General features: G+C 42.1%; 18 protein-coding genes and 1 other annotated feature. Of the genes, 14 read left to right on the forward strand and 4 right to left on the reverse strand.

Annotated features, from left to right (window positions below):
* Positions 1-63: 63 nt before the first annotated feature.
* Positions 64-546: a LiaI-LiaF-like domain-containing protein gene (locus tag ACFWE9_RS02010; protein ID WP_230154912.1), complete on the reverse strand. Its 483-nt coding sequence runs from the start codon at positions 544-546 to the stop codon at positions 64-66.
* Positions 547-800: 254 nt separating this feature from the next.
* Here ACFWE9_RS02010 and hemA point away from each other — a divergent pair, with 254 nt between their 5' ends.
* The 8 genes from hemA (at position 801) to ysxE (ending at position 10044) form a co-directional block, all read left to right on the forward strand.
* A complete protein-coding gene (hemA, locus tag ACFWE9_RS02015; RefSeq protein ID WP_230154914.1) occupies positions 801-2150 on the forward strand; it encodes a glutamyl-tRNA reductase in 1350 nt (449 codons plus the stop codon).
* A 10-nt stretch (positions 2151-2160) separates the two neighbouring features.
* Entirely contained in the window at positions 2161-2991 is an 831-nt protein-coding gene (locus ACFWE9_RS02020; protein ID WP_230154916.1) for a cytochrome C assembly family protein, read from the forward strand.
* A gap of 9 nt (positions 2992-3000) precedes the next feature.
* Positions 3001-3933, forward strand: a complete 933-nt coding sequence (gene hemC, locus ACFWE9_RS02025; protein WP_230154918.1) for a hydroxymethylbilane synthase — start codon at positions 3001-3003, stop codon at positions 3931-3933.
* A complete protein-coding gene (locus ACFWE9_RS02030) occupies positions 3933-4709 on the forward strand; it encodes a uroporphyrinogen-III synthase (RefSeq protein ID WP_230154920.1) in 777 nt (258 codons plus the stop codon). Before hemC ends, ACFWE9_RS02030 begins: the two co-directional genes overlap by 1 nt.
* An 18-nt stretch (positions 4710-4727) precedes the next feature.
* On the forward strand, positions 4728-5723 hold the full coding sequence (gene hemB / locus ACFWE9_RS02035; RefSeq protein WP_230154922.1) for a porphobilinogen synthase: 996 nt from the start codon (positions 4728-4730) through the stop codon (positions 5721-5723).
* Between the two features lie 38 nt (positions 5724-5761).
* Entirely contained in the window at positions 5762-7051 is a 1290-nt protein-coding gene (hemL, locus tag ACFWE9_RS02040) for a glutamate-1-semialdehyde 2,1-aminomutase (protein ID WP_230154924.1), read from the forward strand.
* A 345-nt stretch (positions 7052-7396) separates the two neighbouring features.
* Complete coding sequence (gene spoVID, locus ACFWE9_RS02045) at positions 7397-8833, forward strand: stage VI sporulation protein D (protein ID WP_377355360.1); 1437 nt, start codon at positions 7397-7399, stop codon at positions 8831-8833.
* Positions 8834-8973: 140 nt separating this feature from the next.
* Complete coding sequence (gene ysxE, locus ACFWE9_RS02050) at positions 8974-10044, forward strand: spore coat protein YsxE (protein WP_377355361.1); 1071 nt, start codon at positions 8974-8976, stop codon at positions 10042-10044.
* Between the two features lie 58 nt (positions 10045-10102).
* Here the strand turns inward: ysxE and ACFWE9_RS02055 are convergent, their stop codons facing one another.
* Positions 10103-10294 (reverse strand): hypothetical protein, encoded by a 192-nt coding sequence (locus ACFWE9_RS02055; RefSeq protein ID WP_101222799.1) that lies wholly within the window; start codon positions 10292-10294, stop codon positions 10103-10105.
* A 235-nt stretch (positions 10295-10529) separates the two neighbouring features.
* Positions 10530-10759, forward strand: a binding site (T-box leader).
* A gap of 44 nt (positions 10760-10803) precedes the next feature.
* On the opposite strand from ACFWE9_RS02055, the gene ACFWE9_RS02060 reads away from it, so the two are divergent.
* Positions 10804-13455, forward strand: coding sequence for a valine--tRNA ligase (locus tag ACFWE9_RS02060; RefSeq protein ID WP_230154932.1), 2652 nt, complete (start codon positions 10804-10806; stop codon positions 13453-13455).
* Positions 13456-13527: 72 nt separating this feature from the next.
* On the opposite strand, the gene ACFWE9_RS02065 is transcribed toward ACFWE9_RS02060, so the two are convergent.
* Positions 13528-14370, reverse strand: a complete 843-nt coding sequence (locus ACFWE9_RS02065) for an ATP-grasp domain-containing protein (RefSeq protein WP_230154934.1) — start codon at positions 14368-14370, stop codon at positions 13528-13530.
* A complete protein-coding gene (locus ACFWE9_RS02070) occupies positions 14339-15280 on the reverse strand; it encodes an ATP-grasp domain-containing protein (RefSeq protein WP_230154936.1) in 942 nt (313 codons plus the stop codon). Before ACFWE9_RS02070 ends, ACFWE9_RS02065 begins: the two co-directional genes overlap by 32 nt.
* A 97-nt stretch (positions 15281-15377) precedes the next feature.
* On the opposite strand from ACFWE9_RS02070, the gene ACFWE9_RS02075 reads away from it, so the two are divergent.
* The 5 genes from ACFWE9_RS02075 to ACFWE9_RS02095 all read left to right on the forward strand — a co-directional run bounded on the left by ACFWE9_RS02075 (position 15378) and on the right by ACFWE9_RS02095 (position 19932).
* On the forward strand, positions 15378-16661 hold the full coding sequence (locus ACFWE9_RS02075) for a bifunctional folylpolyglutamate synthase/dihydrofolate synthase (RefSeq protein ID WP_230154938.1): 1284 nt from the start codon (positions 15378-15380) through the stop codon (positions 16659-16661).
* Between the two features lie 353 nt (positions 16662-17014).
* Positions 17015-17146: a hypothetical protein gene (locus tag ACFWE9_RS02080; RefSeq protein WP_290370502.1), complete on the forward strand. Its 132-nt coding sequence runs from the start codon at positions 17015-17017 to the stop codon at positions 17144-17146.
* 3 nt (positions 17147-17149) lie between these two features.
* Entirely contained in the window at positions 17150-17899 is a 750-nt protein-coding gene (locus ACFWE9_RS02085; RefSeq protein ID WP_377355365.1) for a prepilin peptidase, read from the forward strand.
* A 296-nt stretch (positions 17900-18195) separates the two neighbouring features.
* On the forward strand, positions 18196-19170 hold the full coding sequence (locus ACFWE9_RS02090) for a hypothetical protein (protein WP_377355367.1): 975 nt from the start codon (positions 18196-18198) through the stop codon (positions 19168-19170).
* Positions 19171-19362: 192 nt separating this feature from the next.
* Positions 19363-19932: a Maf family protein gene (locus ACFWE9_RS02095; RefSeq protein ID WP_230154944.1), complete on the forward strand. Its 570-nt coding sequence runs from the start codon at positions 19363-19365 to the stop codon at positions 19930-19932.
* Positions 19933-19941: the final 9 nt, after the last annotated feature.

Here is a 19941-nt window from a genome sequence, read left to right on the forward strand (position 1 = left end):
GGTATTCCGCATCTGGAATACCCTTTTTCGTATGTATTTTTCGAAATATACGATTAACCATCTTTACTTTTTTCGAACTAGAAAAAAGATGCCGATTGCCATCAAGGCAAATGGCCAAAACCTTTCGATGTTTGCCGTGCTTGTTTCAACAATCCCGAAAGACGTTGTGATTTTATCGTAGAAAAAGAAAAGGATCGAGATGATGAGTAATATCATCCCATGAAACATTCCAGAATTTGTTTTGCGTGCCCGGAGAATAAATCCCAGTGAGATGATTAAAATAAAGATACCTATATTATCCGGCCAAATATCTAGGTTCTCGACGATGTGGAAATGAGCCCCAAACCCCAGCAAGATGACGCCTGGAAGGATGGACTCATATTCATTACCGCTATAAGCCTGAATTAAGAAGGCGGCACCAACTATACATAATAAAGTGGGCCAGCTATAAAAGCCTGGAAAGATTTCCATTTTAGAGTGTTCAAGAAAAAAATAGAGACCGAAACCGATTAAGACGATTCCGGGAAAAATACGTTGCGTTTTCATTTTATCCTCCTATGCAATTCGATTACTTGAAGTTTTTTGCCATTTTTGATATGGTACTTTTGTACACAATGTCGAACTATGTATGTAACTTACAAATCACCGCTTAGACACCTTTTGTAGCAATTCAGGCGTTTAGGCTGTCTTTTCATGGTAGCATACGTTTTCATAAACTGTTCATATTATTTGCGTGAATCCATTTTAGTACATGGTATAATAAATTTACATGAAAAATTTTGGGGGTGCAAAACAAAAGGATGCATATTTTAGCGGTTGGTATAAATTACAAAACTGCCCCTGTTGAAATTCGGGAAAAACTGTCGTTTAACGAAGCCGAACTTGCCGAGGCAATGAAAGCTCTTAAAAATAAAAAAAGCATTTTGGAAAATATCATTATTTCTACATGTAACAGGACGGAAATATATGCGGTCGGTGACCAGCTTCATACAAGCAGGTATTATATCAAGGAATTTCTTTCGGAATGGTTTAACATCGATAAAGAAGAATTTTCTAAATACCTGTATATCTATGAAGGCGATGGGACTGTCGAGAATTTATTTTCAGTGACCTGCGGCTTGAATTCCATGATATTGGGAGAAACTCAAATTTTGGGACAAGTGCGTTCCAGCTATATGTTAGGACAGAAGGAAGATACGATTGGTACCGTTTTTAACCATCTCTTCAAACAAGCCCTTACATTAGCGAAAAAAGCCCATTCAGAGACGGAGATCAATACGAATGCCGTTTCTGTCAGCTATGCGGCAGTCGAGCTTGCGAAAAAAATCTTCGGTGGCCTGAATGGCAAGAACGTCTTGATTCTTGGTGCCGGTAAGATGGGTGAGCTAGCCATTCAAAACCTGCATAGTAATGGAGCAAACAGCATTACTGTCATTAACCGTACCTTTCAGAAAGCCGTCGACTTGGCCGAAAGATTCAATGGTACAGCGAAGCAGCTTCAAGAGCTGCAATGCGCTTTAGTGGATACGGACATCCTGATCACTTCCACTGGTTCAAAAAATCTTTTAGTAACAAAAGAAATGATGACATTCGTGAATAAGCTTCGTAAAGGCCGTCCTATTTTCATGGTCGATATCGCAGTGCCTCGTGACCTCGATCCATCATTGGGCGAGCTGGAGAATGTTTTCTTGTATGACATTGACGACCTTGAAGGGATCGTGCAAGCGAATATCGAAGAGCGTAAAAAAGCTGCCGAGAAAATAGAAATGATGATTGAATCTGAAATCGTTGATTTCAATCAATGGATTAATTTGCTTGGTGTGGTTCCTGTCATTTCTTCTTTACGGGAGAAATCCTTATCCATTCAAAAGGAAACGATGGAAAGTATCGAAAGAAAGCTTCCGCATTTAAGTGAACGTGATAAAAAAGTACTGAACAAACATACAAAGAGCATCATCAACCAAATGTTAAAAGATCCGATTCTTTATGCAAAAGAGCTTGCGGATGAGCCGAATGCAAAAGAACAATTAAATAATTTCGTGAAAATCTTCCATTTAGAGGAATTGATAGAAGACCAGCTGGTGGCGGATGATGAAAAAGAACGGAACAGCTCCAAGGCATCTCTATTGAATCCACTTCCTGTCCAGTAATGAGGTAGATATGGAATTAATAATGACAAGATTGCATGAAGCCACTGTATTGTTGTATGCCATCAGTATGCTTTTATATTTTATTGACTTCCTTAATAATAACCAGAAGGCGAACAAGGTCGCTTTCTGGTTGCTTTCTATTGTTTGGGTACTGCAAACAATTTTTTTGTTTCTGTATGTATTGAAAACGGGAAGATTCCCGGTATTGACGATTTTTGAAGGCTTATATTTTTATGCATGGGTCCTCATATCGTTATCATTGGTTATTAACCGTTTGCTAAGAGTCGATTTTACGGTCTTTTTTACGAACGTTTTAGGTTTTATGGTCATGGCCATCCATACCTTTGCACCAGTTCAGATAGAATCTCAAGTACTTGCACAGCGTCTCGTTTCAGAGCTTTTGCTCATACATATCACTTTTGCCATTCTATCTTACGGGGCCTTTACTCTTTCATTCGTGTTTTCACTACTATACTTAATTCAATATGATTTATTGAAACGGAAGAAGTGGGGAAAACGGCTGCTTCGACTCGGCGATTTAACAAAGCTTGAGCATATGTCTTATGTCCTTGCTGTAATAGGTGTTCCGTTATTAGTGGTCTCGCTTATCTTGGGCATTCAATGGGCATATATAAAAGTGCCTGGAGTATCCTGGCTGGATATGAAGATCATCGGTTCGTTTATTTTGCTCATCGGTTACAGTGTATTTTTATACTTGAAAATTCGGAAACAAATGTATGGAAGGACACTAGCCTTTCTGAATATTGGATCTTTCATGATTGTGTTAATAAACTTTTTCCTTTTTGGAAGCCTTTCAACATTCCACTTTTGGAATACATAGGAGGAAACTATGAGAAAAATCATTGTCGGTTCTAGACGTAGTAAATTAGCGATCACCCAAACAAACTGGGTGATCAAACAACTTAAAGAGCTTGGGGCTCCATATGAGTTCGAGGTGAAGGAAATTGTCACGAAGGGTGACCAAATTCTTGATGTAACACTTTCCAAGGTTGGCGGTAAAGGCTTATTCGTTAAAGAAATTGAACAAGCGATGCTGGATAAAGAGATCGATATGGCTGTACATAGTATGAAAGATATGCCGGCAGTGCTACCAGAAGGATTGACGATTGGTTGCATACCACCGAGGGAGGATCACCGGGATGCTTTGATTTCAAAGAACCACGAAACCCTTTCTGAAATGAAGCCCGGTTCCATCATAGGTACGAGCAGTTTGCGCAGAGGTGCTCAAATTTTGGCAAGAAGACCGGATCTTGAAATTAAATGGATTCGCGGAAATATCGATACCCGTTTGAATAAGCTGAAAACGGAAGATTATGATGCTATCATCCTAGCGGCAGCCGGACTATCAAGAATGGGATGGAAGCAGGATATCGTATCGGAATTTTTAGATGAGGATATTTGTATTCCTGCAGTTGGCCAAGGAGCACTTTCCATTGAATGCCGTGAAGACGACAAAGAGCTGCTGGCAGAACTTGCAAAATTAACCTGTGAAAAAACGAAAAGAACGGTTGAAGCGGAACGTGCCTTTTTGGATAAAATGGAAGGCGGTTGCCAAGTGCCGATTGCCGGATTTGCGGTAGCAAAAGATAATGAATCTGTTTCCTTGACGGCTTTGGTCGCTTCTCCGGATGGAAAGGTGATTTATAAAGAAATGGTTGAGGGGACTGACCCTGAGGCAGTTGGACATGCTGCTGCCAAACAGATTAGTGAAATGGGCGGTAAAGCGTTGATCGATCGCGTAAAAGAGGAGCTTGATCAGTAATGAATCCCTTTCAACCTCTTAAGGATTATCAGGTATTAATCACCAGAGGGAAAGGGCAGGCTGATGGTTTAAAAGATTCGATCGAGAAAAATGGCGGAACGCCGCTTCTTGTACCATTGCTTGAGTTCACTCTTCCAGATCATTTGGAAGATGTTCAACAGCGGTTAGATGAGCTGAATACTTATGACTGGATTATTTTGACCAGTCAAAATGGAGTGGAATTCTTCTTTAAGCTTCTTGGTAAAAAGCCTGTCAGGCTTCCGAAAATAGCCGTCATCGGCTCAAAAACGGAAGCGGCCCTGAAAGGACATGGATATAAGGCGGATTTTGTCCCAACGCAGTTTGTTGCTGAAGGGTTTGTATCAGAGTTCATTCCCTTACTAGATTCCGGGACACGTGTGTTGCTGGCAAAAGGAAATCTCGCAAGGGCGGTAATTGCGGAGACAATCAATGAAGCTGGTGTATCCTGTGATGAAGTGATTATTTATCATACCGTACTTCCCGGAAGCAGTGAAAAACAACTCGTTCAACTTATAACGAATCATGAAATCGACATCATCACCTTTACGAGTTCTTCGACGGTCAATCATTTCTTGCAGATCATGGAACGCCATGAACTGGGTACATACATAGACCGGATCATCATCGCTTGCATCGGGCCGGTTGCCGCTAAAACGGCTGCTAAACATGGGCTATCCGTCGATGTGTGTCCAGCTGTTTATACAACGGAAGCCATGGTCGCGGATATCATACGATTCATAAGTGAAATGAAATAATAAAGGAGGAACTTTCTAATGAAAAACATTCCATTCAACCGTCACCGTCGCTTACGTGCAAGTGCCGGAATGAGGGCTTTAGTCCGTGAAACACAATTGCATAAAGAGGATTTGATCTATCCGATCTTCGTCATTGACGGTGAACAGGTAAAAAATGAAATTAACTCGATGCCGGGTATCTATCAGCTTTCCATGGATAATCTGGGTGCGGAAATGGATGAAGTCGTGAGTCTGGGCATAAAGTCGGTCATTTTATTCGGTGTTCCTTTTGATCATGATAAAGACGAACAAGGAACGGGTGCGTTTCACCATAACGGACTTGTTCAAGAGGCAACCCGCCTTATCAAAAAACAATATCCTGAAGTCATTGTCATTGCAGATACATGCCTTTGTGAGTATACAAGCCATGGTCATTGCGGTGTCGTAGAAGGGGAAAAAATCCTGAATGACGCATCTCTTGACCTTCTTGCCAAAACGGCAATCAGCCAGGCTGAGGCCGGCGCTGATATCATTGCCCCTTCCAATATGATGGACGGTTTCGTTGCGGCCATCCGAGCAGGTTTGGATGAAGCGGGTTATGAAGATATTCCGATCATGTCCTATGCGGTGAAATACGCTTCGGCTTTTTACGGCCCATTCCGTGATGCAGCGAATGGGGCGCCACAATTTGGCGATAGGAAGACGTACCAAATGGACCCTGCCAATCGTCTTGAGGCGTTCCGTGAAGCTGAATCCGATGTTGAAGAAGGTGCAGATTTCTTAATCGTGAAACCAGCCCTATCCTACATGGACATCATCAGGGATGTTAAAAATAATTTTAATCTTCCTGTTGTTTCCTACAATGTCAGCGGTGAATATTCAATGGTTAAGGCAGCTGCCCAAAATGGCTGGATTGATGAAAAAGCGATAGTGATGGAAATGCTGACAGGCTTAAAACGTGCAGGTTCCGACTTGATCATCACGTATTTTTCAAAAGAGGTAGCACGCTGGATAAATGAAGAAAATCAAAGATGATAACAAACATAACCTGAAATGGAAAAGGGGATTGAATCATGCGGTCATATGAAAAATCGAAAAAAGCGTTTGCCGAAGCAAAAAAATTGATGCCGGGCGGCGTGAATAGCCCTGTGCGTGCCTTCAAATCTGTGGACATGGATCCCATTTTCATGGAGCGTGGAAAAGGTTCGAAAATGTATGATATCGATGGCAATGAGTATATTGACTATGTTCTTTCATGGGGACCGCTTATCCTTGGTCACACGAATGACCGTGTCGTTGAATCATTGAAAAAGATAGCTGAATCAGGTACAAGCTTTGGAACCTCTACGCTGATTGAGAATGAACTGGCTAAGTTGGTCATCGAACGGGTGCCTTCGATTGAGATGATCCGGATGGTATCATCAGGAACAGAAGCAACCATGAGTGCTCTAAGGTTGGCGCGAGGCGTTACAGGTCGGGATAAAATCCTGAAATTCGAAGGTTCTTATCATGGACATGGCGATTCATTGTTAATCAAAGCTGGATCCGGCGTTGCAACCTTAGGTTTACCGGATAGCCCGGGAGTACCGGAAGGCATTGCAAAAAATACGATTACCGTGCCATATAATGATCTTGCTGCAACCAAATATGCGTTTGAACAATTTGGTGAAGACATCGCCTGTATCATCGTAGAGCCTGTTGCAGGGAACATGGGCGTCGTTCCGCCACAACCTGGATTCCTCGAAGGCTTACGCGAAGTGACGACACAATACGGCGCTCTATTGATCTTTGACGAAGTAATGACAGGGTTCCGTGTCGGCTATAATTGTGCACAAGGTTATTTTGACATCGTTCCTGACCTGACTTGCCTTGGGAAAGTAATTGGCGGCGGCTTACCTGTCGGAGCTTTCGGAGGCAAGCGCGAATTCATGGAACAAATAGCTCCGAGCGGGACAATCTATCAAGCAGGAACATTGTCCGGTAACCCTTTGGCAATGACGGCTGGTCTTGAAACACTGAGCCAATTAACTCCTGAATCGTATGAAGAGTTCACCCGAAAAGGTGATATGCTCGAAAAAGGCATTGGCGAAGCAGCGGAAAAGTACGGTGTTCCGTATACATTCAATCGTGCCGGTTCCATGATTGGACTTTTCTTTACGAATGAAGAAGTGATCAATTATGATACAGCAAAAACATCCGATTTAGAGTTCTTTGCTTCCTACTATAGGGAAATGGCGAATCAAGGCATTTACTTGCCACCTTCCCAGTTTGAAGGATTATTCCTATCTACGGCACACAGTGATGAAGATATCGAAAAAACCATTGCAGCTACAGAACAGGCTTTTGCGAAATTAAAAAAATGATTTGAATAAAACTATTAAGTCAGGCTCCCTTTTTCCAAACACTTTTGGAGAAAGGGAGCCTGTCTTTTTTGAATTTATTCGATATTGGCCGAAATAAAATGAATGCAGGACGAATAAACTGGCAGAAGGCCGAATTAAAGCGAATGTAGACCGGATTAAACGGTAAAAGGCCGAAGTAAAGGCAAAAGCCAAAATAAATGCTTAATAAAATTACTTCTTTATAAAAGGTCCAGCAAAAATAAGGACAAGATGGCTTCCGACGAAAAAAGGAATAATCAATGGCCATCCTTCATAGATTGTTATTGGTATAGGTACCGTTTCCTGAAGCTGAAAGGAGGAGTTGTCTTGTCGCAAGAAAATGAATCGTATTTACGATTTTCTTTAGAGGAATCTGTTTGGTTCCATAAGGGACAGGAAGTGGTTGAGCTATATTCCATTTCCCTGGATCCAAATGTGACGATTCAAGAAAGTGATCAATATGTTTTTATACGAGGCTCGTTAGACTTATGCGGTGAATACAAAGACTCGCAAAATGGTGAAGAAGAGGAGTTTTCGCAGACCTTTTTGCCAAAAGCCGTTCAAAAGGTCGAGAGGAATCTCAATGGACTTAATGAGTTCACACACCGTTTTCCGGTTGATATAACGATTCCGAATAATCGGATTGCCTCATTGGAGGAAGTGTATGTCTCGATTCAAAGTTTTGATTATGCTCTGCCTGAGCATAATTGTTTAAAATTGCAGGCTGATTTGCTGATAACCGGAATTTATAATGATTCATATGTCGAAGAAAGGTTTGATACGGAACAGGAAGTTGGTGAAACTGAGGAACAAGAAGAAACGGACGGAGAAAATGAGTCTTATATTCCATATGCGGCTGGAGTGCCGCCAATCCCTGATTTTCAGCCTGTGTTCCGTGATGAGCAGGAAGAAGAGTTATACACACCATTTACTGCTGAGGCAAGACGTGTTTCTGAAGCAAACGAAGATGAGGAAGAAGAAGAGCCAATATATTTAAGTGATCAGCATAATGCCCCAGTTTTTGAAATTCCCGTTTCACCATATCCTGAAGAGGAGGAGTGGGAAACGGAAATTAACAGACAGGAAGAACAGGAAGAAGCTGAAGTTGTAGAGGAAGAAACGGATTTAGTAAGTGATTCGCATGACTCCGCAGAGGTACCTGTGTCATCCATGGAAGATGAGAAATTAGAAGAAGTAAGCAGGCAGGAAAAAGTTATAGAAAAATTGGAGACTCCTAGAGAGTCATTGAAAGAAGAAGAGCTAAATCAATCAAGCAATCAACAAAGTTTTCCAATGGGAAATGAACCTGTATCACAGTTTGAAACCGATGACGTCATCCGGCAGGAAGAAGAGGACGCTGTTGCGGGTCCCATCCTCAACGAACATGTAATGGTGGAAAAGGAAGAGGAATCGAATTCGTCCATAAGGGATCTGTTCAAAAAGAAAGAAAGACCAGCGCCGCCAGCTAAGGAAGTTAAAAATTATAAGGGTCGGAAACAAGCCGCTGAACGTGATGAACAAGATACGGCTGATCAAGGGGAAAAGCAGCATTCCATCATGGATTTATTCGGCCGGAAACAAGAAGAAGAACTGGTAAGGATGAAGGTTTGCATTGTCCAGCAAGGAGAAACGCTGGATGATTTGGCTCAACGTTATGATGTAACGGTACAATCCTTACTTTTCAGCAATGAATTGGAGTCCAATCAGAACATCCATGAAGGGCAAGTCATCTATATACCGAAGGCTGTTGCCTATAAAAATTAGCCACGACAGAGAGCAGAGCATATGGTCTGCTCCTGTTTTTTACTAAGGTATTAAAGTTTGAACGGTGGCTTTGGCCGCTTGAATGAAACGACGCCAGAAATCGGATTGTTGAGTTTTTTTAGAGAAAGTGAGTGAGTCTCGTGAGGGAAAACGAGAATCAGCAGCCTGCTAATCGGGATTGGGACACGGAGACCGTCTTGAAGGAATATGCCATGTATGTACAATATATTGAGGACTTCGGACGAGTGAAAAAAGTGTACAGTGATCGCGGTATCTTTGCCTTGAAATCCATTTTGCCGCACAATGGCATTGATTTTATTAAAAATGTTCAAAAATTGTACCATCGCGGATATAACCGGATCGTTCCCATTTATCAAACGATGGATCAGCGTTACGCCGTTCTTCATAATGGACGTTTGTATTACCTGATGCCCTGGTTGAATAATGAAGGAGCCGGGGAGCGCGATGAAAAGCATAAGCAAATGTTCAGGGAGCTTGCTCGGATGCATACGCTGTCTGTAAAAGAAACCCAAGTGGATATAGAAGAACGGGAAGCACATTATGAACGGACGATTGATGCTTGGAATAACGAGAAGGACTTTATGGATGAGTACATTGTCAGCTGTGAAAAGAAGTGGTATATGTCTCCATTCGAAATGACGGTTTGTACTTTCTTCACAGATATTTCACAGGCATTGAAGTACTCGATCAAGAAGTTTGAAACCTGGTATGAAAAAACGAAGGAAAGTGATAAGGTTCGAACCGTGGTCACTCATGGAAAGGTCTCTCTGAAACATTTCATTTATGATGAGCGGGGATATGGCTATTTCATCAATTTTGAGAATTCGAATACGGCACCGCCTCATTTCGATTTACTTCCATTTTTAGTTAAATCAGCTAGGACCTATCCTGTACAATGCGATGACTGTGTCGACTGGCTATATAACTACATGCGTTATTTTCCGTTGAAAGAAGAAGAATTGCTGCTCATGCAAAGTTATCTCGCTTTCCCCGGATCAGCGCTGGAATTAGTGAAGGGCTATTCTGATGGCAAGGGCCATCGTTCGGAGCTTGATAATGTTACCCAACTGCAGCGGCAATTTTGGCTCCTGAAGAATATTGAGTATATGGTGATGAAAATCGAAGAGATCGAACAGAAGAAAAAGGCGGCTGCCGAGGCTGCCAAACAAGAGCAGTCCCCCCAAAGCTAAATATACATGATTGGATTAACTCCAGGTCATGTATATTTTTTTTGCTTTAAGGGAATAATTAAATCCATTCGAAATATAAAGACATGGCCAAGAAAATAAATGCGATCAGCAGGAGCATATCAAAGAAAGTAGGAAAAATCAGAGTCCGTAATCCTTGGAATACGATAAAGGGGACGATGAACTGCTGGCAAACACCGCGGAATTTTTTCATCCAAGGCGGTAAAGTGTAGGGAGTATATCTTCGCTTCATATTATTACCTTCCTTTTTAGGCTTCTTATATTCTATGGGTGGTTAGTGGAAAATGTGAGAAAGCCGTCACAATCACTGTTCTTGGGTGATAAAATAAAGAAAACGGCAAGGCAAAGGGATTAATTTATGAAATTGGATGCTTCTCAAGTAAGTAAGCGAAAAGATGATTGACTGGAGCCCCATATTTTTTGTACTATATACTATATGCATTTAATGATTTTACATATGAATATAAATCAATGCAAAGACCGGAAATAGTAAGATGAAATGCACTTTCCAGAGAGGAAACCAATTGGTGGGAGGTTTCCAAGCAGCAGCATCCGAAGTCGTCCGCGAGCTGTTTTCGTGAAAGATTTTTAGTAGCGAAGGCCGGTGAAGAGCCGTTATCAGATTTGAGAGCCGAAAGAGATGTTTTTCTTTTTCGGAAAAAAGGTGGCACCGCGAACAACTTCCTTCGTCCTTTTATGATGATGGAAGTTTTTTTTATGCCCAAAAAAGGAGGAAATGATATGGAAGAAAACCAAATTTCGATGCCGACTAAATATGATCCGCAGACGATAGAGAAAGGCCGCTACAAATGGTGGCTTGATGGGAAGTTTTTCGAAACGACGGGTGACGATAAAAAAGAGCCATATACGATTGTCATTCCACCACCAAACGTAACAGGTAAGCTGCATCTTGGCCACGCTTGGGATACGACGCTTCAAGATATATTGACACGCATGAAAAGGATGCAAGGGTTTGATGTTTTATGGTTGCCGGGCATGGACCATGCTGGTATCGCCACTCAAGCGAAAGTTGAACAGAAACTTCGTGCCGAAGGCGTAAGCCGTTATGACCTGGGACGCGAAAAGTTCGTAGAAGAAACATGGAAATGGAAAGAAGAATATGCGAGCCATATTCGTGAACAATGGTCAAAGCTTGGTCTTGGCCTTGATTATACCCGTGAACGCTTCACTCTTGATGAGGGGCTTTCAAAGGCAGTGCGCGAAGTGTTCGTTTCGCTTTATAACAAGGACCTGATTTATCGCGGCGAATACATCATCAACTGGGATCCATCAACGAAAACGGCGTTATCCGATATCGAGGTTATTTACAAAGATGTGCAGGGCGCATTTTACCATATGAAATATCCGTTGGTTGACGGATCAGGCGAAATTGAAATAGCCACGACTCGTCCAGAAACGATGCTTGGCGATACAGCGGTTGCCGTACACCCTGAGGATGATCGTTATAAACACTTGATCGGCAAAATGGTTCGCTTGCCAATTACAGGCCGAGAAATCCCGATTGTCGGTGATGATTATGTTGATATGGAATTCGGTTCAGGTGCGGTAAAAATTACACCGGCTCATGATCCGAATGACTTTGAAATCGGGAACCGTCACAATTTGGAGCGCATCCTTGTCATGCATGAAGATGGCTCAATGAATGAAAAGGCCGGTAAATATGAAGGCATGGACCGTTTTGAATGCCGTAAACAAATCGTCAAAGACCTTCAGGAAGACGGAGTACTCTTCAAAATAGAAGATCATCTTCACTCAGTCGGTCATTCAGAGAGAAGCGGTGCTGTTGTTGAACCATATCTTTCGACTCAATGGTTCGTTAAAATGCAGCCGCTAGCTGATGCATCTGTTGAACTTCAAAAAGGGTCCGATGAGGAAAAAGTTCATTTCGTACCAGATCGTTTCGAAAAAACATATCTGCACTGGATGGAAAACATTCGCGACTGGTGCATTTCTCGTCAGCTATGGTGGGGCCACCGCATTCCAGCTTGGTACCATAAAGAAACAGGCGAAGTGTATGTAGGACATGAAGAGCCTGCGGATGCTGAGAACTGGGAACAAGATACTGACGTTTTAGACACTTGGTTCAGCTCTGCATTATGGCCGTTCTCAACAATGGGCTGGCCTGACAAAGATAGCGTTGATTTCAAACGATACTATCCAACCGGAGCGCTTGTGACAGGCTACGATATCATTTTCTTTTGGGTTTCAAGGATGATTTTCCAGGCACTTGAGTTCACGGGCGAACGTCCTTTTGAAGATGTATTGATTCACGGTCTTGTTCGTGACGAACAGGGACGCAAGATGAGTAAATCGCTTGGTAATGGTGTCGATCCGATGGATGTCATCGATCAATACGGTGCCGATTCCCTGCGTTACTTCCTATCGACGGGCAGCTCACCAGGTCAGGATCTTCGTTACAGCACGGAAAAAGTGGAAGCGGTTTGGAACTTCTCCAATAAGATTTGGAACGCATCCCGTTTTGCTTTAATGAACATGAATGGCATGACGTATGACGAAATCGATTTAAGTGGTGAAAAATCTGTAGCCGATAAATGGATTTTGACGCGTTTGAACGAAACGATTACAAACGTGACAAGACTTGCTGACCGTTATGAATTCGGTGAAGTAGGTCGTGTGCTTTACAACTTCATTTGGGATGACTTCTGTGACTGGTATATTGAAATGGCGAAGCTTCCGTTATATGGCGAAGACGAAGCAGCGAAGAAAACGACGCGCTCAATCCTGGCTTATGTACTGGATAACACGATGAGATTGTTGCATCCTTTCATGCCATTCATCACCGAAGAAATTTGGCAAAACCTTCCTCATGAAGGAGAGTCCATCACCGTTGCTGCATGGCCTGTAGTGAACGAAGAGTTGACTGATACAGATGCAGCCGAGGAAATGAAGCTGCTTGTTGAAATCATCCGCTCCGTTCGTAACATCCGTGCCGAGGTGAACACACCGTTAAGCAAAAAAATCAATCTGATTTTAAAAGCGAAAGACGAGTCCATCTTAGCTACATTACAGAAAAACAGCAGTTATATCGAGCGTTTCTGTAATCCTGAACAATTGACGATCGGAATCAAGGTCGAAGAACCGGCTCAAGCGATGACGGCAGTCGTAACGGGTGTGGAATTAATCCTTCCGCTTACAGGACTGATCAATATCGACGAAGAAGTGAAACGTCTTGAAAAAGAGCTCGACAAACTTAATAAAGAAGTTGAACGAGTACAGAAAAAATTAGGCAACGAGGGCTTCGTTAAAAAGGCGCCAGCAAGCGTCATTGAAGAAGAACGTGCCAAAGAAAAAGATTATAGCGAAAAACGCGACTCTGTGATTCACAGAATCAATGAACTGAAACAACTGTAAAACAAAAGGATGAACCAGCATTATGCCGGTTCATCCTTTTTGTGTTTCACACTATTTAAGAAATATGTTCCGTTAGGAGGTTATTCTTTCTTTTATGAATGTGAGGTACTCTCTGACGATATTCATGTCACTTAGGGCACTTAATGTCCGGCTCCCGACGACATCCTCGATTTCATTGAGCATGAGACTGCCGTCATCGTCAAAAATGAAATCGATCCCGACAAGGCCAAAATCAAACGCATCGATTACTCTTTCAACCAGAGCTAAGTCGGAAGCGGTCAGCTCGTATATGGAAGCCGATCCCCCTAACGTATAATTGGCCTTGAAGCTGGATGCGGATTCCCGGAGTACAGCAGCCTTCACATTGTTACCAACTACAAAAACGCGGATGTCCTTTCCGAATAAGCCAGGTTTTTGGACAATCCAACTCCCATCATTCATTTCAACCAGATCATTAGCATGCTCGATTAAATAAACTTGTTTCCCGCCGCGGCCATGTGTTTCTTTAGCGATGAAAGGGAACTCCATGTCATGGGCATTCGGCCTTCCGTTGCAGTATACGGTATCGGCCATTGGAATTCCCAACGTGGACAAATATTGATGTGTCTTTGCTTTGTCATTTGCCATTTCGGATACGAACGAGGAGTTAAAGCAAGCAATCCCCATTTGCTCCAGTTGCCTTGTGAGAAAAGGATCGATGGTCCGGACGATGGCAAAGTCCGGTAATGCAATTGGCTTCAGCTCATGTTCCACGTACAACTCGTTGTAGCGATGACCGATCCGAAGGTCTTCACGATGGTAAAATTGTAAATCAAGATCAAGCTTACTTGCCTCGTCTAGCATCCAATCTATGTATCCTTTATTTTTTACAGCATCCTCGCGGTTATAAATCAACCAACCTGCTTGTTTTCTCATCTGATGTACTTCCCTTTCCTAATTTGTCCAACATATAATCAAACATGCTATCAGCGATGTTGATGCCTGTACAGTCATATATATTTAGTAAATGCGAATTCGAATTCACTTCGCATAAAAGAGGACCATCTTCACCGAATAACAAATCGACGCCAGCAAAGTCGGTACCTAGAATCTCCACACATCGGATGGCGAGTAGTGCCTCCTCCCTTGTGGGTGTATAGGGTGCTGCCTGACCACCAGCTGTCATGTTAGCTCGGAAGTCGTGCTCGGAATGGCGTTGCATCGCAGCTATGACTTGATCGCCGACGACATTAACACGAATATCCCGTCCTTTACTGTGCTCGATGAATTCTTGAATGATGAATGGTCTGTGGCCGAGATTATGGATCGTCTTTAAAAAATCATCCTCTGTATGGATCAAATATACTTGTTCCCCAAAAGAACCGTATGCTTCCTTAACGATGAGGGGAAATCCAAGTTCAATCCCAATTTGTTTAAAGGCATCGACATTAACCCTATCAATCCCTTCGTACGTAAAAGGGGGAAACAAGGTTTTCGGCATAGGTATGCCATGCCCAGCTAATGCTTGATGAGTCTTTGCTTTGCTGTCGCATATATCGATCGCTGTACTGCTGTTATATACAGGTATGCCGAGCAATTCCAAATGGCGTGCCAAATGAATGTCTTTATCCATGAACAGAACAAAATCAGGCAGCCTATCAAACGTTCCTTTAAGTAATGGCACCCCTTTTTCAATAATGGGAAGTAGATCCGAATTACGGATAAGGGTGGCCGTGATTTTTTTTCTTTCTGCCGCCTCTTTAATGAACAAGGCTAAACTGGAAAACTTATCATGCTGTAAATAGCCGTTAACGACAATCCAACAGTGGAGAGCAGAAGTTTTCATTAAAACACTACCTTTCATCTAGGTTAATCGTTCAGATATTGATAAAATAATCTTAACGCATAAGAGCGGTATAAAGATAGAGGAGGCTCAATGATTAATGGTAACAACCATGAAAGAAATCAATCATTTTTTTGAACGGCGCCAAGTTCAATTGGGAATGAATTTTGGTCTATCACGAATGGAAGCATTATTAACTAAATTAGACAATCCCCATGAGGCGCAAAAGTATATTCATATTGCAGGTTCAAACGGGAAAGGATCTACCCTGCAATATTTAAAAGAAATCCTTCTAGCCCAAGGGGTTCGGGTCGCTGCCTTCACATCACCTTATTTAATCCGGATGAATGAACAGATAAAGATAAATGAAGATGAAATCAGTGATAAGGAGTTTATCGCTGCCTTCAACGAGCTGTGGCCGTACATCCAAGAGATGGACCAGGCAGGGAATGGACCCACTCAATTCGAAATATTGACTGCGTTGGCCTTCTCTTATTTTAGCAAAAAGGAAATAGATTTGGTTTTAATGGAAACCGGACTAGGAGGCAGGCTTGATACAACGAATGTCATCAAGCCGATTCTTTCGATCATTACCTCGATTTCTTTGGAGCATACGAACATCCTGGGTAACACGCTTGGGGAGATTGCTTCAGAGAAAGCGGGCATCATTAAAAGCGGCGCGCCGATCATCAGCGGAGTTACAGCAGAGGAGCCTGCAAAAGTAATCGAAGAAAAAGCGTATTCAGTAGGCGTACCTTATTACCAATTAGGTAAAGACTTTCATGTTGATCATGTAAAGCAAAGTGAAAAAGGTCAAAGTTTCTCATTTTCTCTGGGTGATAGGTTCATCGAAAATGTAGATATGCAGATGTTAGGCCGTCATCAGGTGGAGAATGCAGCACTGGCCGTGGCTGCTGTCTTATTAGGAATGGAAAATATCGATGAAAAAAGCATCCGCAAAGGAATAGGAGAAGCGAAATGGGATGGCCGTTTCGAAAAAATATCGGCAGAGCCGTTGGTGATCATTGATGGTGCACATAACCCTGCTGGCATCGACGTACTGATGAAAACGCTAAACGAGCATTACCCTGAATATAAGTATCGATTTGTATTCAGTTCATTTAAAGATAAAAATTATTCCTTGATGCTTCAAGGACTGGAAAAGGAAGCGATTGAAATCATCATTACCGAATTCGTCCATGATCGGGCGGAGGATGCGCAAACGCTTTATGATAAATGCAGACATGAAAATAAAAGTATAAACAAGGATTGGCAAGAGGCGATAAGGGAAGGGAGACGGAAAACAGTCGAAAAGGAGGTTCTTGTCATCACAGGTTCCCTTTATTTCCTTTCACTTGTGAGGGATTTCCTATCTGAAAGTTGAAGCCTTGTGACTGATAGAGTCTTGCCTGCGATTACATGAAGATTTCATGCGGCTCGGCCTACTGCTCGTTACCGAGAGTGTAATTTGAATACAATGATTGCTGTTTCCATCGTAATGAAAACTCGTAGTGAATGATCAACTTTTATCGGTCAAAAAACAGGATTTTTCAAAAGGTCCATTTATTAGCCATATTTTGTTAAATCGAGCCTTTGAATAAGAAAAATCCTGAATGGGTTATGGACAAACCAATCACCCAATATATTGGTTAAAACATGTTTAATATTGAAGCTATATGACTTAGGAATGATTATGCTCGGGCGGGATGAAAAGAAAATATCGGGAGGAATGAAACTATGGAGAAGGCTAGTTATTATCATAAAGTAGGTTGTCCTGAAAAAGGGATGGGACATTCTGATGAAGGAACGTTTACCGTTGACCTAAAAGGTCCAATGGAAGTGAATAGATTCCTTGTCCAATTGAAATAAATGATGGCTATCCATATCTATCTATTTGTCCTAGGTTTAATTTTAGGCTCATTCTTTAACGTCGTCGGATTAAGTGTTCCGGTAAACAATACTTTTGCGAATCGCCGATCCGCTTGCCCAACTTGTGGGCGGAAATTGGCATTCTTCGAGTTGATACCAGTTATTTCTTATATGTTGCAAGACGGAAAATGCCGGGGCTGTAAAACAAGGATTTCCCCCCTATATCCACTAGTGGAAATGCTGACCGGTGTTTTGTTTACCACTTCTCCCATATTCCTTGGCTGGTCGAACGAACTCTTGATTGGCTTGACATTGATTTCATTATTTATGATCATCTTAGTGTCTGATGTGGCCTATATGCTCATTCCTGATAAAATTCTGCTTTTCTTTATGGTGATATTTATGATACTAAGAGTTTTATATCCACTATCTCCCTGGTGGGATTCCATTGTTGGGGCAAGTGTTGGTTTCAGTCTCCTGCTAGTGATCGCTGTAGTGAGTAAGGGGGGCATGGGGGGCGGTGATATTAAGCTGTTCGCTGTGATTGGATTTGTACTGGGGACGAAGATTGTGCTATTATCGTTTCTCTTTGCGAGCTTTTATGGGGCATTCTTTGGCATCATAGGGATGCTAACCGGAATTTTAAAAAAGAAAACCTTGATTCCATTCGGGCCGTATATCGTGTTTGGGACATTGACAGCTTATTTTTGGGGTGATTCCCTTCTGTACTGGTATGTTACCTTCCTGAGATGAGCGTAAAGGACTATCCTAGTAAAGGGGGAATTTGTCAAAAGTTCCCTGAACATTAGCGTAGCTAGGGAATCATCCTCATTTGGTGCAAGTGAAAATGCTAGGAATGGGAACGTCTAGTGACGGAGATTGAACCGCCCATGAACCAGAAGTATCAGTGCTTGGAGGTCCTTGTATTTCAATTGATATTTAAAGGGAAATTTGACGAAACCTATTAATGACAAGACGACAAAAGTCTTGTTATTTTTTTTTGTCTCTATGTTAGGATGGAAAAAATGACCTGGAGGGGAGGAGAAAAAGTGAGCAAGTCTGAAAAAAGCAAAGGTGTCACGATTAAAATAAATGGGGAAGAAAAAGTATTTGCCGATAAAAATAAGATTGAAAGCCAAGAGGCAGCTAGTGAGGAACAGGAACGCCGTGATGAGAGTTTCGAATGGATCCTTCCTGATGATTCAAACGAGAATAAAATCGTATTGGTCCCCACACAGCCAAAGAAGAAAATGCCGAAGCTTATCGGTTTTGGTACAAGCTCACTGAAAAGCTCGAATAAAGGACCGATAAGGACATTTTTGATTGCTGTCATTTGTGCCGTGTTTTTTGGTTCGATTCTTGGTTTGATAGCCGTTAAGACAATCACAAGGGAAAAAGCTGCAGTTTCTTCGATCGAGACCTCGATTCCAACGGGGCAACCTGTTGAGGAGGATAAAAAAGCGGCATCGAAGGTACAAGGAGCCCAACTGAAGACGTTCCTAGTACAGGGCGGTGTGTTCAGCAGCGAAGATGCGGCGAGGCAAATACAAAAGAAAGTCATTGAAAAGCAGGTTCCGGCTGAAATATTCAAATTGGAAGACAGCTATTATTTATTCTTAGGTTCAGCAGAGAGTCTAGCTGCAAGTAAGGATCTGGCCTTGTACTTAAAGTCGTATGATGTAGACGTATATTGGAAGGAAATCAATTTTGAAGCGGCTGGGAAAAGTCAAGCAGATGAGACAACCCTCGACAAGATGAAGATGGTATATGCTTCGTTAGCAGAAATATCTGCAACCAAGCTTCGTGGGAAGGGAGCGACGGTGAACGATGAAACGCTGAAAAAAAACATGGATGAGTTGAAGGCGGGGAAATTATCTCCAGAGTTTTCGAAAATGAACGATGATCTAACTGCTGCGGCAAAGTCGATTAGCGAATTTGAGACTTCAAAAAATGAAGAAAAGCTCTTGCAGGCTCAAGGAAGTCTTCTTGATTTTTTATTGAATTACCAAAACATATTGAGTTAAGTATCGAAAAAGGGGAGCTATTTAACAGGACAAGCTCCCCAACAATAAACTAAAAAGGTGACACCTTTTTTATTTTCCGGGAAATACTTACAGACTTTTGTCGATTCATAGTAAACAATAATTGTGGATTGCACCATAATTTGATAGGATAGAGATGTATCTCCCTATGTAAAGAAAGGTGACCTTTTAATTATGCAACCATTGATTTTAGCTTCTTCATCACCACGTCGTAAAGAACTTCTACAATTACTTCAAATCCCCTTTAAAAGCATGAATTCCAATGTCGATGAAAGTATTGATGAAAACATGTGTCCGGATGATGCAGTAAAAGAGCTGGCCTCCCGTAAAGCGGCAGCCATCTTTGCAGAGTTTCAGGAAAGCTGGGTAATCGGCTCGGATACAGTTGTTGTCCTTGATGGAAAGATATTGGGTAAGCCAATAAACCGGGCAGATGGAAAAAGAATGCTGGAAATGTTATCAGGACGGACACATGAGGTTTACACTGGTGTTGCCATCCTATTTGGCATGCATCGCAAAGTGTTCGCAGAAAAAACCGAAGTGACATTTTGGGAGCTGCCAGAAGCTGAAATCGAACGTTATCTGGATAGTGGGGAACCTTTTGATAAAGCTGGCAGTTATGGGATTCAAGGATACGGATCGCTTCTTGTCAAACAAATCAAAGGGGACTATTTCTCTGTCGTTGGGCTTCCTGTTTCAAGACTGGCACGTGAACTAAAGGCAATGCAGGCAGACTTGGGATAATGAATTTCT

The sequence above is a fragment of the Peribacillus sp. NPDC060253 genome, from assembly GCF_042727425.1.
GTDB lineage: Bacteria > Bacillota > Bacilli > Bacillales > DSM-1321 > Peribacillus.